The organism is Streptomyces sp. NPDC020958 (genome assembly GCF_055562175.1).
This window is the reverse complement of record NZ_JBVHFU010000002.1, coordinates 208836-223096: the sequence shown is the minus strand read 5'-3', so window position 1 is coordinate 223096 and position 14261 is coordinate 208836. Positions and strand designations below refer to the sequence as shown.

9 protein-coding genes are annotated in these 14261 nt (G+C 71.9%); 7 read left to right on the top strand and 2 right to left on the bottom strand.

Annotated elements, in window-relative coordinates; all coding sequences use genetic code 11:
• Positions 1 to 65 precede the first annotated feature (65 nt).
• The 5 genes from ureA (at position 66) to cimA (ending at position 6049) form a co-directional block, all read left to right on the top strand.
• A complete protein-coding gene (gene ureA, locus ACZ3KP_RS06880) occupies positions 66 to 767 on the top strand; it encodes an urease subunit gamma (RefSeq protein WP_467497042.1) in 702 nt (233 codons plus the stop codon).
• Positions 764 to 2476: an urease subunit alpha gene (locus ACZ3KP_RS06875; protein ID WP_467497040.1), complete on the top strand. Its 1713-nt coding sequence runs from the start codon at positions 764 to 766 to the stop codon at positions 2474 to 2476. The genes ureA and ACZ3KP_RS06875 overlap by 4 nt, the downstream gene beginning before the upstream one ends.
• 9 nt (positions 2477 to 2485) lie before the next feature.
• The gene (locus tag ACZ3KP_RS06870) at positions 2486 to 3520 is read left to right on the top strand and encodes an agmatine deiminase family protein (RefSeq protein WP_467497038.1); all 1035 of its coding nucleotides are present in this window, start codon (positions 2486 to 2488) and stop codon (positions 3518 to 3520) included.
• A 17-nt stretch (positions 3521 to 3537) separates the two neighbouring features.
• Positions 3538 to 4140, top strand: coding sequence for a TetR/AcrR family transcriptional regulator (locus tag ACZ3KP_RS06865; RefSeq protein ID WP_467497036.1), 603 nt, complete (start codon positions 3538 to 3540; stop codon positions 4138 to 4140).
• A 298-nt stretch (positions 4141 to 4438) separates the two neighbouring features.
• Complete coding sequence (cimA, locus tag ACZ3KP_RS06860) at positions 4439 to 6049, top strand: citramalate synthase (protein ID WP_467497034.1); 1611 nt, start codon at positions 4439 to 4441, stop codon at positions 6047 to 6049.
• A gap of 88 nt (positions 6050 to 6137) precedes the next feature.
• Here the strand turns inward: cimA and ACZ3KP_RS06855 are convergent, their stop codons facing one another.
• Positions 6138 to 8003 carry a lectin gene (locus tag ACZ3KP_RS06855; protein ID WP_467497032.1) on the bottom strand — a complete coding sequence of 622 codons (1866 nt, stop codon included), beginning with the start codon at positions 8001 to 8003 and terminating at the stop codon, positions 6138 to 6140.
• Between the two features lie 127 nt (positions 8004 to 8130).
• Here ACZ3KP_RS06855 and ACZ3KP_RS06850 point away from each other — a divergent pair, with 127 nt between their 5' ends.
• Both ACZ3KP_RS06850 and ACZ3KP_RS06845 read left to right on the top strand, forming a co-directional pair.
• Positions 8131 to 11142, top strand: coding sequence for a glycoside hydrolase family 3 protein (locus ACZ3KP_RS06850; protein WP_467497030.1), 3012 nt, complete (start codon positions 8131 to 8133; stop codon positions 11140 to 11142).
• 41 nt (positions 11143 to 11183) lie between these two features.
• Positions 11184 to 12560 (top strand): hypothetical protein, encoded by a 1377-nt coding sequence (locus ACZ3KP_RS06845; protein ID WP_467497028.1) that lies wholly within the window; start codon positions 11184 to 11186, stop codon positions 12558 to 12560.
• Between the two features lie 113 nt (positions 12561 to 12673).
• Here the strand turns inward: ACZ3KP_RS06845 and ACZ3KP_RS06840 are convergent, their stop codons facing one another.
• Positions 12674 to 14185, bottom strand: coding sequence for a hypothetical protein (locus ACZ3KP_RS06840; RefSeq protein ID WP_467497026.1), 1512 nt, complete (start codon positions 14183 to 14185; stop codon positions 12674 to 12676).
• Positions 14186 to 14261 lie beyond the last annotated feature (76 nt).

Here is a 14261-nt window from a genome sequence, read left to right as displayed (position 1 = left end):
GATCCGGCATTTAGAGTGCTGTTCTAAATGAAGTCGGATGTGAGGAAACCAAGGAGGTGCCGGGCGTGCGACTGACCCCGACGGAACGTGACCGGCTGCTGCTCTTCGGAGCCGCCGAGCTGGCCCGGGCCCGCCGCGCGCGCGGCCTCAGGCTCAACGTGCCGGAGGCCACCGCGCTGATCGCGGACACCGTCTGCGAGGCCGCCCGGGACGGCCGGCGGCTGGCCGAGGCGATCGAGGCGGCCCGCTCCGTCCTCGGCCCGGCCGACGTGCTGCCCGGCGTCGCCGACATCGTCACCGAGGTGCACGTCGAGGCCGTCTTCGACGACGGGTCCAGGCTCGCCGTGGTCACCGACCCGATCGGGGGCGCGGGACTGGGCGAGGACGCGCCCGGCGCGCTGCTTCCGGGGCCCGGGCACGCCGACCCGGAGGCGGTCGTACGGCTCACCGTCACCAACACCGCCGCCGTCCCCGTCTCCGTCACCTCGCACTTCCACTTCTTCGAGGCCAACCCCCGCCTCGACTTCGACCGGGCCGCCGCCTACGGCCTGCGGCTCGCGGTGCCCGCCGGGTCGTCCGTGCGGTTCGGGCCGGGAGACTCGCTGGAGGTCGGTCTCGTGCCGATCGGCGGTTCCCGGGTCGCCATCGGCTTCGCCGGTCTCGTCGACGGGCCGCTGGACGCGCCCGGCGCCCGCGAGGAGGCGCTGCGCCGCGCCGCCGCCTGCGGATACCTGGGGGTACGAGAGACAGAGGAGGCCGATCGATGAGCCGCCCCGGAGGCCACCCCGCCGAGGCCCGCCGCCTCACCCCGCACGAGTACGCGGCCACCCACGGCCCGCGCGCCGGCGACCGCGTCCGCCTCGGGGACTCGGGCCTCGTGATCCGCGTCGAGGACGACTCACAGCGCTACGGCGACGAGTTCCTGGCCGGCTTCGGCAAGACGGCCCGGGACGGGCTGCACCTCAAGGCCGCCGCCGTCCGCGAGACCTGCGACGTCGTGATCAGCAACGTCGTCGTGATCGACGCCGTGCTCGGGATCCGGAAGGTCTCCATCGGCATCCGCGAGGGGCGGATCTGCTCGATCGGCCGGGCCGGGAACCCCGACACCCTCGACGGGGTCGACGTCGTGGTCGGCACCGGCACCTCGATCGTGTCCGGAGAGGGGCTCATCGCCACCGCCGGGGCCGTCGACACGCACGTCCACCTGCTGTCGCCGCGCATCATGGAGGCCTCGCTGGCCTCCGGTGTCACGACGATCATCGGGCAGGAGTTCGGTCCGGTGTGGGGCGTCGGCGTCAACTCGCCCTGGGCGCTGAAGCACGCCTTCAACGCCTTCGACGCCTGGCCGGTCAACATCGGCTTCCTCGGCCGGGGTTCGTCCTCGCACGCGGCCCCGCTGGTCGAGGCCCTCGCCGAGGGCGGCGCCTCCGGCTTCAAGGTGCACGAGGACATGGGCGCCCACACCCGCGCCCTGGACACCGCGCTGCGGGTCGCCGAGGAACACGACGTCCAGGTCGCCCTGCACAGCGACGGGCTGAACGAGTGCCTGTCGGTCGAGGACACCCTCCGGGTGCTCGAGGGCCGCACCATCCACGCCTTCCACATCGAGGGCTGCGGCGGCGGACACGTGCCCAACGTCCTGAAGATGGCCGGCGTCCCCCACGTCATCGGCTCCTCCACCAACCCCACCCTGCCCTTCGGCCGGGACGCGGTCGCCGAGCACTACGGGATGATCGTCTCCGTCCACGACCTCAAGACCGACCTGCCCGGCGACGCCGCCATGGCCCGCGACCGCATCCGCGCCGGCACCATGGGCGCCGAGGACGTGCTGCACGACCTGGGCGCGATCGGCATCACCTCGTCCGACGCGCAGGGCATGGGCCGGGCCGGGGAGACCGTCCGCCGTACCTTCGCCATGGCCGGCAAGATGAAGGCCGAGCTGGGCGCCCCGGACGACGGCCACGACAACGAGCGCGTGCTCCGGTACATGGCCAAGCTGACCATCAACCCGGCCATCGCCCACGGCCTCGCGCACGAGGTCGGCTCGATCGAGGTCGGCAAGCTCGCGGACATCGTGCTGTGGTCGCCCGAGTACTTCGGCGCCAAGCCGCAGCTCGTCCTCAAGTCCGGCTTCCCGGCGTTCGGCGTCACCGGTGACCCGAACGCGGCCACCGACACCTGCGAACCCCTCGTCCTCGGCCCCCAGTTCGGGGCGCACGGCGCCACCCCGGCCGACCTCTCCGTCGCGTTCGTGGCGCAGGCCGCCCTCGACCAGGGCCACGACACCATGCCCACCCGGCGCCGCCGGGTCGCCGTCCGCGGCACCCGCGGCATCGGACCGGCCGACCTGCGGCGCAACTCCCGTACCGGAGCGGTCGACGTCGACCAGCGCACCGGCCTGGTCACCCTCGACGGCGAACCGCTCCGCTCGGAGCCCGCCGACTCCGTCTCCCTCAACCGCCTGTACTTCCTCTGAGGATCACCGATGACTGCTGCCTGCGACGGTTTCCGGATGCCCGCCGAGTGGACCCCGCACGCGCGCACCTGGATGGCGTGGCCGAGTCCCAACCCCACCTTCGACGACGCCGGCGACCTCGTCGCCGCCCGGACGGCCTGGGCGTCGGTGGCCCGTGCCGTCCTGCGCTTCGAACCGGTGACCGTCGTGTGCGGCCCCGGCCAGTCGGCGGCCGCGCAGACGCTGCTCGGCCCCCGCGTCGACACCGTCGAGCGGGACCTCGACGACGCCTGGATGCGGGACATCGGGCCCACCTTCCTGACCAACGGGCGTGAACTGGCGGCCGTGGACTGGACGTTCAACGGCTGGGGCGCCCAGCACTGGGCGCGCTGGGAGCACGACGCGAAGATCGCCGCACATGTCGCGGACCTCGCGGGCGCCCGGACGTACGCCTCGAAGCTGGTCAACGAGGGCGGGGCGATCCACGTCGACGGCGAGGGGACGGTCCTGCTGACGGAGACCGTGCAGCTGGGCCCCGAGCGCAACCCCGGCTGGACCCGCGAGGAGGTCGAGGCCGAGATCCACGGCATGCTCGGCACCCGCAAGGCGATCTGGCTGCCGCGCGGACTCACCGGTGACTATCCCCCGCACGGCTTCGGCACCCTCGGCCACGTCGACATCGTCGCCGCCTTCGCCCGCCCCGGCGTCGTGGTCGCCCACCACCAGCCGGACCCGGCGCACCCCGACCACGAGGTCACCAAGGAGGTCATCGGGCTGCTGCGGTCCGCGACCGACGCCCGCGGCCGCGCCCTGGAGGTCGTCGAGGTGCCCGCGCCGACCGTCCTGGAGGCCGACGGACACTGGGCGGACTACTCCTACATCAACCACTACCTCTGCAACGGCGGGGTCGTGCTGTGCGGCTTCGACGACCCGCGCGACGAGACCGCGGCTGGGATCTTCCGCCGTCTCTTCCCCGAGCGGACCGTGACCCTGGTGGACGCCCGTACGATCTTCGCGGGCGGTGGCGGTGTCCACTGCATCACCCAGCAGCAGCCGAAGATCTAGGGAACCAGGAGCGGAACATGGCCGGTGCGCGCAGGAACGCCCCGCCCCGCGAGGACGTGCTGGCCGCCGCCATGACCATGATCGCCGACCGGGGTCTGGAGAAGCTCACCATGGCCGCCCTCGGCCGCGAGGTCGGGATGAGCAGCGGCCATCTCCTCTACTACTTCCACTCCAAGGACGAGCTTCTGCTCCAGACCCTGGAGTGGAGCGAGGGCCGGCTGGGCGCCGAGCGCGGCCGGCTGCTCACCGGGCCCGGCACCACCCGCGAACGCCTGGACGGGTACGTCGACCTGTACGTGCCCGACCGGCACCGCGACCCGCACTGGACGCTCTGGCTGGAGGTCTGGAACCGCTCGCAGAACGCCGAGGAGGCCGCCCGCGACCGGCAGGCCGCCATCGAGGGCGCCTGGCACCGCGACCTGGTGGCGCTGCTCGCGGAGGGCGTGTCCACGGGCGAGTTCCGCCCGGTCGACCCGGACCGCTTCGCCACCCGGCTGCGCGCCCTGCTCGACGGCTTCTCCATCCATGTGGCGATCGGCCTGCGCGGCACGGACCGGACCCGGGCGCTCGGCCACGTACGGGAGTTCCTGGAAACGGATCTCGTGCGACACCCGGTCTGACGACCGCATCCTGAGACGGTGAGTGAGCCGGGGACACGGTTGTGCCAGACTGCCCCCGTGCTCTCGTTCGCCATGATTATTGGCAGCAGGCGCGCCGGTCCGCAGTGACCACCACGTACGACCAGGTACGGGTGGCCATCGTCGTCCTCGACCCGCGCGCAGACCTCTCGCACCCGCGAGGGGTTTTTTCGTTTTCCGGCCCACCTTCAGCCGGGAGGCAGGCGCGAGGGACCATGGAGGCACGGTGGAGCCGGTCATTCCGGTACGACCGAGATTCGACATCAGGAGCCTTGAGACCATGACCGAGACGGAAACCAACGAGCTGGACGACTCGTTCCACGTCTTCGACACCACACTGCGCGACGGCGCGCAGCGCGAGGGCATCAACCTCACCGTCGCGGACAAGCTCGCCATCGCCCGGCACCTGGACGACTTCGGCGTGGGCTTCATCGAGGGCGGCTGGCCGGGCGCCAACCCCAGGGACACCGAGTTCTTCGCCCGTGCCCGGCAGGAGATCGACTTCAGGCACGCCCAGCTCGTCGCCTTCGGAGCGACCCGCAGGGCGGGCGCCAAGGCGGCGGACGACCCCCAGGTCAAGGCGCTGCTGGAATCCGGCGCCCCGGTGATCACGCTGGTCGCCAAGTCCCACGACCGGCACGTCGAGCTGGCCCTGCGCACCACCCTCGACGAGAACCTGGAGATGGTCCGCGACACCGTCTCCTTCCTCAAGGACCAGGGCCGCCGGGTCTTCGTCGACTGCGAGCACTTCTTCGACGGCTACCGCGCCAACCCCGAGTACGCGAAGGACGTCGTCCGCGCCGCCTCGGACGCCGGCGCCGACGTCGTCATCCTCTGCGACACCAACGGCGGCATGCTCCCCGCCCAGGTCAACGCCGTGGTCTCCACCGTCCTCGCCGACACCGGCGCCCGGCTCGGCATCCACGCCCAGGACGACACCGGCTGCGCGGTCGCCAACACCCTCGCCGCCGTCGACGCGGGCGCCACCCACGTGCAGTGCACGGCGAACGGCTACGGCGAGCGCGTCGGCAACGCCAACCTGTTCCCGGTGGTCGCCGCCCTGGAACTGAAGTACGGCAAGAAGGTGCTGCCCGACGGCCGGCTGCGCGAGATGACCCGCATCTCCCACGCCATCGCCGAGGTCGTCAACCTCACCCCCTCCACCCACCAGCCGTACGTGGGTGTCTCGGCCTTCGCCCACAAGGCCGGCCTGCACGCCTCCGCCATCAAGGTGGATCCCGACCTCTACCAGCACACCGACCCCTCCCTCGTCGGCAACACCATGCGCATGCTGGTCTCCGACATGGCGGGCCGTGCCTCCATCGAGCTCAAGGGCAAGGAGCTGGGCGTCGACCTCGGCGGTGACCGGGAACTGGTCGGCCGGGTGGTGGAACGCGTCAAGGAACGCGAGCTCAGGGGCTACACCTACGAGGCGGCCGACGCCTCCTTCGAACTCCTCCTGCGCGCCGAGGTCGAGGGCAGGCCGCGGTCCTACTTCCGCGTCGAGTCCTGGCGGGCCATCGTCGAGGACCGCCCCGACGGCACCCACGCCAACGAGGCCACGGTCAAGCTGTGGGCCAAGAGCGAGCGCATCGTCGCCACGGCGGAGGGCAACGGCCCGGTCAACGCCCTCGACCGGGCGCTGCGGGTGGCCCTGGAGAAGATCTACCCCCAGCTGGCCAAGCTCGACCTGGTCGACTACAAGGTCCGCATCCTGGAGGGCAAGCACGGCACCGAGTCCACGACCCGGGTGCTGATCTCCACCTCCGACGGCAGCGGCGAATGGTCCACGGTCGGCGTCGCGGAGAACGTGATCGCCGCGTCCTGGCAGGCCCTGGAGGACGCGTACACCTACGGTCTGCTGCGCGCGGGCGTCGAGCCGGCCGAGTAGACGAGAGCCGGGGCCCGCTGCCGGCGCCGCCGCGCCGGAGGCCGAGGGCCCGGGGGTCCAGGGGGCGGAGCCCCCTGGGCGGGTTCACCTACCGCAGGTTCCACTTCTGGTTGGCGGCACCCGTGCAGGACCAGATCTGCGCCCTGGCCCCGTTCGCCGACGAGTTGTCCGTGACGTCCAGGCACTTGTTCGCCGCCGTGTTCACCACGTCACCGGTGGACGAGTTGTACGACCACTGTTGTGCCCCGGTTCCGTTGCAGTCGTACAGCTGCACCTTCGCGCCGTCCGCCGTCGACGCCGACGTCACGTCGAGGCACTTGCCGAGCGCCCGGATCGACCCGTCGGACCCCACGGTCCACTGCTGGGCGGTGGACCCGTTGCAGTCGTAGAGCTGGACGGCCGTGCCGTTCGCGGTCGAACCGCCCGCGACGTCCAGGCACTTGCCCGCGAGCCCCACGAACGCGCCGGTCCGGCTGCCGCCGCCCGACTGGGTGCCGGACCAGGTGAAGGTCGCCGAGGTCTTGCCGGGGAGCGAGTACGTGGCGTGCTGCGAGCCCCAGTCGATGGTCACCGTCTGCGCGCTCGACGAGTCGTTGTAGGCGATCAGCGCCTTCGAGCCGTCGGGGTTGCGCCAGGCCACGTTCGGCACGGCGGTGGACGCGGTGGAGGCGATCCGCTGCGCGCCGGGCCGTACGAACTTGGTCAGGTGGCCCATGTCGTAGTACTCGACGGTGTAGTCGACCGTGCCGCTCGCACCGTCCCCGTTGTGCACGGTGATCAGCCCCGTGCAGGTGCCGCAGCCGCCGTTGTGCGGGCCCATGTTCTGGTCCACGGCCAGCGACCACTTCGTCACCGACTTCGCCCAGTTGCGGGTGTAGTCGATGATGTTGGACATGTCCTCCTGCTGCTGGTCGGCGACCCAGGTGCCGCCGGAGTGCTCGGTGCCGAAGGCGTCCAGCGTGGGGTACTGGTCGTGCACGGTGGTCTGCTCGGAGACGTCACCGCCGTAGCCGTGCCAGGCGATCCCGCCGAAGTTGGGGTGGTTGCGGATCGTCGCGTCGTCGACCAGGGCGGCCGCGTACGAGTCGTACACGTCCCAGTTCCAGTCGTGGGCGAGGACCTTGGTGGACAGGCCCGCCGACTGGAGCTGCGGCAGCAGGTCGTTCTTGAGGAAGTACTGCAGCCCGGAGGCGTTCCAGCTCATCGACGGGTAGCCGGAGCAGCAGGTGGGCTCGTTCTGCGGGGTGACGTAGGAGACCTTGACGCCCTGCGCCTGGTACGCCTGGAGGTACTTCACGAAGTACGCGGCGTAGGCGGCGTAGTCCTCCGACTTGAGCCAGCCCCCGTTGAGTGAACCGCTGTCCTTCATCCAGGCCGGCGCCGTCCATGGCGAGGCCATGACAGTCAGAGAGGGGTTCAGCTGGAGCGCCTGCCTGGTGAGCGGCACGACGTCCGCGAGGTCGTGCGAGATCGAGAAGCTGTTGAGGTTCGGGTCGGTCTGCCCGGCGGGTACGTCGTCGTACGTGTACCCGTACCGCGCCAGGTCCGAGGCACCCATCGGATTGCGCAGGAAGGACAGTCCGATGCCGTCCGTGGGGGAGAACAGCTTCCTCATGGTGGCGTCCCGGGTGGCCTGGGACAGCGCCCCGCTGCTGTTCATCAGCCAGGCCGCGGTGTCCGTGAAGGACGCGCCGCCGCCGGTGAAGGTCTGGTACCGGGTGTTCTCGTCGACGGTGATGTTCGTGCCGCCGCCCCCGGTCCCGGCGGAGAAGGTGAACGGCGTCTGCGCCTGGAGCCCGCGGGTGACATGGCGTCCGGCGGAGTCGTCGGTGGTGGTGAGGTACGCGGTGACCTGCTCACCGGCCGCGTGCGCGGGCGGCACGACGGCACTGAAGCCGGCCGCGGTGAGCAGCCCGGCCAGCACCAGGCGCAGGGTGTGGGGGGTTCTTCTCATGGGCACATCGCCCTTCCTGACGGGACGTCTTGACGGGTGTGCGAGCCGTTAGTTAACTCACGACGTGATCTAAGCCATGAGTGAACTGTGAGAGCCCCGAGTGAACCAGAGAGTCGAGGGAAGGTCCATGCCAAGAGCCGCCCTGCTCGTCTCCACCGCACTGCTCGCAGCCCTGATCCCCCTGTCCGCCGCCGGCGCCGCCGACGACCCCGCGCCCACCCCCGTCGACCGCTTCGAGGGCGAGGTCCCCTTCGCCTCCCAGCCCGCCGAGGGCATCTTCACCTGGGGAGGCGACAGCGACGACCCGCCCGCCCTCCAGTTCGCCGACCGCGCCGACGCCCCCGAGGGGGCCAAGGTCCTCTCCGGGACCTACGACATCAGCGGCTACGGCGGCTTCAGCCACGACTTCGCCGCCACCGAGCCGGCCCACGACTGGTCCGCCCACAAGGGCATCCGCTTCTGGTGGGACGGCCAGGACAACGGCAAGAAGATCGCCTTCGAGATCAAGGACGGCGGCGCCAACGGCGAGGCCTCCGAGCTGTGGACGACGTCCTTCACCGACGACTTCACCGGCTGGAAGCAGGTCGAGATCCCGTTCACCGACTTCGTCTACCGGACCGACTACCAGCCGGTCGGCGGCATCGACCACGTCCTCGGCCTGACCCGGATGTGGGGCTACGCGGTCACCCTCCCCGTCGGGATCAAGGGCCGGTTCGCCATGGACGACGTGGAGTTGTACGGCAAGGCCGACCAGGCGCTGCGCGCGTCGGTCACCACGGACGCGGCCGTCTACCCGGTGAAGGAGGGCTCCACGGCGAGCGTGAAGGTCACCGTCGCCACCACCGGCTCCGCCCCGATCGACGACCCGGTCACCGTCGCGTACACGACGCAGGGCGGGACCGCCGAGCCCGGCAAGGACTACACGGCGGTCTCCGGCACCGTCACCTTCCCGGCGGGCACGGCCTCCGGGACCACACGGACCATCAAGGTGCCGACGCTGAAGGACCGGTCGGCCGAGTCCGCCGAGACCGTCCCGCTGAAGCTCACGGTCACCGGCGCCAAGGCCCCCGCGGAGACCCCGCAGGTCGTCATCGACGCGCACGGACTGCCCTACCTGGACAGCAGGTTGCCCGTGAGGAAGCGGGTCGCCGATCTCCTCTCCCGGATGTCCCTGGAGGAGAAGGTCGGCCAGATGACCCAGGCCGAGCGCGGTGCCGTGGGCACCGGAGGTGACGTCGCCGCGTACGACCTCGGCTCGCTGCTCTCCGGCGGCGGCTCGACCCCCACGCCCAACACGGCCGCGGCCTGGGCGCAGATGATCGACGACTTCCAGCTCCGGGCACAGGCCACCCGGTTCCAGATCCCGCTCGTCTACGGCGCCGACGCCGTCCACGGCCACAACAACCTGGCCGGCGCCACCATCTTCCCGCACAACATCGGCATCGGCGCCACCCGCGACCCCGCACTCGCCGAGCGGGCCGGTGCGGTCACCGCCTCCGAGGTCCGGGCCTCCGGCGTCTCCTGGGACTTCGCCCCCTGCCTCTGCGTCAGCCGTGACGAACGCTGGGGCCGCTCCTACGAGTCCTTCGGTGAGGACCCGGCTCTCGTGCAGTCCATGGAGACCGTCATCCAGGGCCTCCAGGGGCGCGCGGACGGACGGGACCTGAAGCACGACGACAAGGTCCTGGCCACCGCCAAGCACTTCGTCGGCGACGGCGGCACCGCCTACGGCTCGTCCACCACCGGCACATACACCATCGACCAGGGCGTCACCACGGTCACCCGGCAGCAGCTGGAGGCCGTCCACCTGGCGCCGTTCCGGACAGCCGTGGACCGGGGCGTCGGCACGGTCATGCCGTCGTACTCCTCGCTGGAGATCATCGGCGACGGCCGGGGCCCGGTGAAGATGCACGCTCGCGCCGACATGATCACCCGGGTGCTCAAGGGCCGGATGGGCTTCCAGGGCTTCGTGATCAGCGACTGGAATGCCATCGACCAGCTCCCGGGTGACTACGCCTCCCACGTCGGCACGGCCGTCAACGCGGGCGTCGACATGATGATGGTGCCGTACAGCTACCAGGACTTCACGAAGACCCTGATCGACCAGGTGAAGGCGGGCACCGTCAGCGAGCGGCGCATCGACGACGCGGTGTCCCGCATCCTCACCCAGAAGTTCAGGCTGGGCCTCTTCGAGCACCCCTACGCCGACACCTCCGGTGCCTCGAAGATCGGCTCCGCCGGGCACCGGGCCGTCGCCCGGCAGGCGGCCGCCGAGTCGCAGGTGCTGCTGAAGAACTCCGGCGGCGTCCTGCCCCTGAAGAAGTCGCAGAAGGTGTACGTCGCCGGGTCCAACGCCGACGACCTCGGCAACCAGACCGGCGGCTGGACCATCACCTGGCAGGGCCAGTCCGGCACCCACACCACCGGCACCACCATCCTCCAGGGCATGAAGAACGCCGGGGGAGACGTCACCTACTCCAAGGACGCCTCGGCACCCACCTCCGGCTACGACGTGGGTGTGGTCGTCGTCGGCGAGACCCCCTACGCCGAGGGTGTCGGCGACGTCGGCAACGGCCACGACCTGGCCCTGTCCGCCGCCGACCAGGCCGCCGTGGACAAGGTGTGCGCGGCCATGAAGTGCGCGGTGCTGATCGTCTCCGGGCGCCCGCAGCTCATCGGCGACCGGCTCGGCGAGATCGACGCCCTGGTGGCGTCCTGGCTGCCGGGCACCGAGGGCGACGGCGTGGCCGACGTGCTCTACGGCAAGAAGGCCTTCACCGGGCAGCTCCCGGTCACCTGGCCGAAGTCCGAGGCGCAGCTGCCGATCAACGTCGGCGACGCGTCGTACGACCCGCAGTACCCCTACGGCTGGGGTCTGACCACGCTGACCAAGACACCCAAGGGCGGTGAGGCCACCCTGAAGGCGCTCGGCGCGGCGGCGAGGGCGGCCGAGCGTGCGGGCTCCGGCTCGGCGGGCCGGAAGGTGGTCGACCAGGCCCGGCTGCTGGTCCAGGCGAAGATCGGGCAGTCGGTCACCGCGGCCGTCTCGAAGCCCTTCGCCGACGCCGACCACCTGCTGCTGACCGGCAGGTACGCGGCGGCGGTGGAGAAGCTGACGGAGGCCTACCGGGCAGCGTAGGAGGACGGCGCTCCAGGGAGGCTTCGGGGTAGTTTCGAAGCATGAACGCGGTGCGACGGACCACTCGAAGCCTCCCGGGGCTGTTGTTCCTGGCGCTTGCCCTGGCGCTGGTCGCCCTGGCCGCGCCCGCCCCACGGGCGAGTGCGGCCACCGGTGTCTCGGCGGTGGCCGACGCCTTGCGCAAGAACCCGGTGTACGTCGACCCGGCAGCCGCCGCCCAGCTCTCCACGGCCGACGCGGAGGCGCTGGCCCGGCAGATCAAGGACGCGGACAAACCGCTGTTCGTCGCCGTCCTGCCCGCCGGTTACCCCACCAAGGACCTCTTCACCGACCTGCGCACCGCGACCGGCATCACCGGCCTCTACGCCGTCCGCCTCGGCGACCGCTTCGACGCCCGCGCCGACTCCTCGGTCCTGCCCAGGACGGCCGTGCGGAACCTGGTCACCAGCGTCCAGGGCGAGAGCGCCAAGGCCCAGCTGACCGACTTCACCGACCGCGCCCTGACCCACATGGGCGGCAAGGCCCCCGCGAGCTGGGGCGGCTCCGGCACGGGCGGCTCGGGCGTCTCCAGTACGGCGCTGATCGCGCTCGGCGCCGTGGTGGTGGCCGGCGGGGCGGGCGCGTACGCGCTGGTCCGCCGCAACCGCCGACGCCACGAGCAGGAGCGGCGGGCCGCGCTGGACCGGCTCCGGGTGGTCGTGGACGAGGACATCACCGCGTTCGGCGAGGAACTGGACCGGCTCGACTTCCACCCGGCCGAGTCCGGCGCGGACGACGCGATGCGCGCGGACTACGAACGCGCGCTGAACGCCTACGACCGGGCGAAGTCGGCGATGGCCGACGCCCGGCGGCCGGAGGACGTCCGCGCGGTCACCGAGGCCCTGGAGGACGGCCGGTTCTCGCTCGCCCAGCTGGCCGCCCGCCGCACCGGAACCCCGCTCCCGGAGCGCCGCCCGCCGTGCTTCTTCGACCCCCGGCACGGCCCCTCTGTCACGGACGCCACCTGGACCCCGCCCGGCGGCGCGCCCCGCGAGGTCCCGGTCTGCGCGGCCGACGCCACCCGGCTGGCCGACGGCCGCGACCCCGCGGTCCGCGAGGTCGACACCGACTACGGCCGCCGCCCCTACTGGGACGCGGGCCCGGCCTACGGTCCCTGGGCGGGCGGCTACTTCGGCGGCGGCATCCTGCCCGGCCTCCTCCTCGGCACCGCCCTGGGCGGCTGGATGTCCGCGCCCGCCTACGCGGCCGACTACGGCACCGGGTACGGCGACTTCGGCGGCTTCGACACCGGGGGCTACCAGGGCGGCGACGTGTCCGGCGCGGACTTCGACCCGGGGGACTTCGGCTCCTTCGGCGGGGGCGGGGACTTCGGGGGCGGCGGGGGAGGGGACAGCGGGGACTTCGGCGGAGGCTTCTGACCCGCTGTCTCCCTGGTGGTGCCAGGCCTGGCCTCCCGTGTTGTGGATGAAGCGGTCGCTGAACGCACGTGCCGACGTGCGGTTGGCGAGGTGACGTCATGCCGGTCCCGGCGTCAGCGGCCGCTGCGTGGCCGCGACCTGCGTGCCGTCAGGAACACCAGCGTGCCGCCCGCCACCAGCAGGACGGCGGTGCCCGCTCGCAGCAGGACCCCGTCCGCGCCCGTGGCGGCGAGCCCGCCGCCGGCCGTCGTCCCGCTCCCGGTTCCCGTCCCGGAGCCGGACGGGCCCGCGGTGGCCGTGGCCGACGGGGACGCGGGGGCGCTGGGTGACGGGCTGGACGTCGCCGAGCCGGTGGCCTGCACCGTGATCGCCGCGGTGTCGTTCGCCGCGTCGTCGTCACGGTTGGGGTAGTCGGGATTCGCCACCGCCCGCACGCTGCCCTGTGCGCCGGGGACGATCCGGTCGATCCGCACCCTGAACTCCTGGGTCACGGAGGCGCCAGGACGGAAGTCCGTGCTGCCGATGGCGCAGGTGTAGCTCTTCGCGCCGGCCTTGCGCGGTGTGCAGTTCCACAGCGGCCCGGGGTCGCCCTGCTCGCCGGGGTCGGGGGCGCCGGTGATGGTGGTGCCGGCGGGCGGGGTCACCACGAAGGTGCCGGAGTTGCCGGCGTCCGTCCAGCGGAAGTCCATCCGGCCCGGCCCGGTGTTCCGCACGCCCACGGTGATGCTCACCGTCTCGCCTACCTTGCCCTTCACCGTGGCACCGAGCGCCTGGTAGTCGGCGTGCTGGGTGGTGGCGAAGGTGCCGTACCCGGAGCCGGTGAAGCCGGAGCCGGCGGCGACGGACTTCAGGCCGAGCGGCGCGCCGGTGCCGGTCTTGGGGAAGTCGGACGGGTGGAAGGAGTCCGGCGCGGTGCCGCCGACCGGCCACACCACGTAGGTGTTGTATCCGTACATGGTGTCCGCGGCGGCGGTGTAGCGCAGCGGCGCGTCCGTCTCGTAGGCCGAGCCGGGCGCGACCGGGGTGTCGAACCGGCACCAGGCGCCGACGTCGGGCGAGTCCGAGTAATGGCAGTTGGAGTGGGCGCGGGCGAGGGAGACGCCGTCGGAGTCCTGCACCAGCAGCATGACGCCCTTGTCGGCGGGGGCGGAGCCGGTGTCGGCGAAGGCCGGGGTGCGCTCGAAGACGGCGCCGGGGGCGATGCCCTTCAGCGCCGGGTAGGGCCGGGTGACGAGCTTCGGGCCGCCGACCAGGACGTCCGTCCTCCCCGTCGCGGTGGGCGCGTCGGAGGCGGTGGCGGTGTAGGTGATGGCACCGGTGTCGCCGGCCTTGGCGGCCGCGGTGGGCTTCAGGAAGAACGGGTCGATCGACTCCCCGCCCGACAGCGGGCCCACGTCGCACCTCACCTTGAGGGCGCCGGTGCTCACACAGTCCCCCGTGACCACCATCGTCGCCTTCCCGGCGAGGGACGACGCGTCGACCGCGACCGAGACGCCGTGGGCGTCCCCGCCCGAGGCGGTGATACCGAGGTTCAGGTTCGGGCCTTCGCCCGTGGTGGGGAGGTAGTAGTTCTCCTGGGCGTCCAGGACGAGCGTCGTTCCGGCGGCGTGCGCGGCCGGGGTCACGAACGCCAGGAGGGCAGTCGCGCATGCGGCGGCGGCCGCCGTCCGCCATGTTCCACGTAGTGTCAGCACAGTACGT

What these genes read in the sequence shown, in the direction of transcription:
- cimA (WP_467497034.1), top strand. Translation starts at nt 4,439, where the DNA reads ATGACCGAGACGGAAACCAACGAGCTGGACGACTCGTTCCACGTCTTC.
- ACZ3KP_RS06845 (WP_467497028.1), top strand. Translation starts at nt 11,184, where the DNA reads ATGAACGCGGTGCGACGGACCACTCGAAGCCTCCCGGGGCTGTTGTTC.
- ACZ3KP_RS06850 (WP_467497030.1), top strand. Translation starts at nt 8,131, where the DNA reads ATGCCAAGAGCCGCCCTGCTCGTCTCCACCGCACTGCTCGCAGCCCTG.
- ACZ3KP_RS06870 (WP_467497038.1), top strand. Translation starts at nt 2,486, where the DNA reads ATGACTGCTGCCTGCGACGGTTTCCGGATGCCCGCCGAGTGGACCCCG.
- ACZ3KP_RS06875 (WP_467497040.1), top strand. Translation starts at nt 764, where the DNA reads ATGAGCCGCCCCGGAGGCCACCCCGCCGAGGCCCGCCGCCTCACCCCG.
- ACZ3KP_RS06855 (WP_467497032.1), bottom strand. Translation starts at nt 8,003, where the DNA reads ATGAGAAGAACCCCCCACACCCTGCGCCTGGTGCTGGCCGGGCTGCTC.
- ACZ3KP_RS06865 (WP_467497036.1), top strand. Translation starts at nt 3,538, where the DNA reads ATGGCCGGTGCGCGCAGGAACGCCCCGCCCCGCGAGGACGTGCTGGCC.